This window comes from Pseudomonas baetica (assembly GCF_051216495.1).
Taxonomy (GTDB): Bacteria; Pseudomonadota; Gammaproteobacteria; order Pseudomonadales; family Pseudomonadaceae; genus Aquipseudomonas; species Aquipseudomonas baetica_B.
Genome location: NZ_JBPKAM010000225.1, coordinates 1 through 2,600, shown reverse-complemented (window position 1 = coordinate 2,600; position 2,600 = coordinate 1). Strand labels below are relative to the sequence as shown.

Genomic DNA, 2,600 nt, shown 5'->3' with positions numbered 1-2,600 from the left:
GTCATGAAATCGAGTAGGACGGAGCACGAGAAACTTTGTCTGAATATGGGGGGACCATCCTCCAAGGCTAAATACTACTGACTGACCGATAGTGAACTAGTACCGTGAGGGAAAGGCGAAAAGAACCCCGGAGAGGGGAGTGAAATAGATCCTGAAACCGTATGCGTACAAGCAGTGGGAGCCCACTTTGTTGGGTGACTGCGTACCTTTTGTATAATGGGTCAGCGACTTATTTTCAGTGGCGAGCTTAACCGAATAGGGGAGGCGTAGCGAAAGCGAGTCTTAATAGGGCGTCTAGTCGCTGGGAATAGACCCGAAACCGGGCGATCTATCCATGGGCAGGTTGAAGGTTAGGTAACACTGACTGGAGGACCGAACCGACTACCGTTGAAAAGTTAGCGGATGACCTGTGGATCGGAGTGAAAGGCTAATCAAGCTCGGAGATAGCTGGTTCTCCTCGAAAGCTATTTAGGTAGCGCCTCATGTATCACTGTAGGGGGTAGAGCACTGTTTCGGCTAGGGGGTCATCCCGACTTACCAAACCGATGCAAACTCCGAATACCTACAAGTGCCGAGCATGGGAGACACACGGCGGGTGCTAACGTCCGTCGTGAAAAGGGAAACAACCCAGACCGTCAGCTAAGGTCCCAAAGTTATGGTTAAGTGGGAAACGATGTGGGAAGGCTTAGACAGCTAGGAGGTTGGCTTAGAAGCAGCCACCCTTTAAAGAAAGCGTAATAGCTCACTAGTCGAGTCGGCCTGCGCGGAAGATGTAACGGGGCTCAAACCATACACCGAAGCTACGGGTATCACGTAAGTGATGCGGTAGAGGAGCGTTCTGTAAGCCTGTGAAGGTGAGTTGAGAAGCTTGCTGGAGGTATCAGAAGTGCGAATGCTGACATGAGTAACGACAATGGGTGTGAAAAACACCCACGCCGAAAGACCAAGGTTTCCTGCGCAACGTTAATCGACGCAGGGTTAGTCGGTCCCTAAGGCGAGGCTGAAAAGCGTAGTCGATGGAAAACAGGTTAATATTCCTGTACTTCTGGTTATTGCGATGGAGGGACGGAGAAGGCTAGGCCAGCTTGGCGTTGGTTGTCCAAGTTTAAGGTGGTAGGCTGAAATCTTAGGTAAATCCGGGGTTTCAAGGCCGAGAGCTGATGACGAGTTACCCTTTGGGTGACGAAGTGGTTGATGCCATGCTTCCAAGAAAAGCTTCTAAGCTTCAGATAACCAGGAACCGTACCCCAAACCGACACAGGTGGTTGGGTAGAGAATACCAAGGCGCTTGAGAGAACTCGGGTGAAGGAACTAGGCAAAATGGCACCGTAACTTCGGGAGAAGGTGCGCCGGTGAGGGTGAAGCACTTGCTGCGTAAGCCCACGCCGGTCGAAGATACCAGGCCGCTGCGACTGTTTATTAAAAACACAGCACTCTGCAAACACGAAAGTGGACGTATAGGGTGTGACGCCTGCCCGGTGCCGGAAGGTTAATTGATGGGGTTAGCTAACGCGAAGCTCTTGATCGAAGCCCCGGTAAACGGCGGCCGTAACTATAACGGTCCTAAGGTAGCGAAATTCCTTGTCGGGTAAGTTCCGACCTGCACGAATGGCGTAACGATGGCGGCGCTGTCTCCACCCGAGACTCAGTGAAATTGAAATCGCTGTGAAGATGCAGTGTATCCGCGGCTAGACGGAAAGACCCCGTGAACCTTTACTATAGCTTTGCACTGGACTTTGAATTTGCTTGTGTAGGATAGGTGGGAGGCTTTGAAGCGTGGACGCCAGTCTGCGTGGAGCCATCCTTGAAATACCACCCTGGCAACTTTGAGGTTCTAACTCAGGTCCGTTATCCGGATCGAGGACAGTGTATGGTGGGTAGTTTGACTGGGGCGGTCTCCTCCTAAAGAGTAACGGAGGAGTACGAAGGTGCGCTCAGACCGGTCGGAAATCGGTCGTAGAGTATAAAGGCAAAAGCGCGCTTGACTGCGAGACAGACACGTCGAGCAGGTACGAAAGTAGGTCTTAGTGATCCGGTGGTTCTGTATGGAAGGGCCATCGCTCAACGGATAAAAGGTACTCCGGGGATAACAGGCTGATACCGCCCAAGAGTTCATATCGACGGCGGTGTTTGGCACCTCGATGTCGGCTCATCACATCCTGGGGCTGAAGCCGGTCCCAAGGGTATGGCTGTTCGCCATTTAAAGTGGTACGCGAGCTGGGTTTAGAACGTCGTGAGACAGTTCGGTCCCTATCTGCCGTGGACGTTTGAGATTTGAGAGGGGCTGCTCCTAGTACGAGAGGACCGGAGTGGACGAACCTCTGGTGTTCCGGTTGTCACGCCAGTGGCATTGCCGGGTAGCTATGTTCGGAAAAGATAACCGCTGAAAGCATCTAAGCGGGAAACTTGCCTCAAGATGAGATCTCACTGGAACCTTGAGTTCCCTGAAGGGCCGTCGAAGACTACGACGTTGATAGGTCGGGTGTGTAAGCGCTGTGAGGCGTTGAGCTAACCGATACTAATTGCCCGTGAGGCTTGACCATATAACACCCAAGCAATTTGTGAACTCGACAGAGGCCAGATTGCGGTGTGTGAAGACG

At 52.3% G+C, this 2,600-nt stretch carries 1 rRNA gene; it reads left to right on the top strand.

Features of this window, described 5'->3' with window-relative positions:
• A 23S ribosomal RNA gene (locus ACSFE6_RS31355) occupies positions 1 to 2,543 on the top strand; the annotation flags it as partial.
• Positions 2,544 to 2,600: the final 57 nt, after the last annotated feature.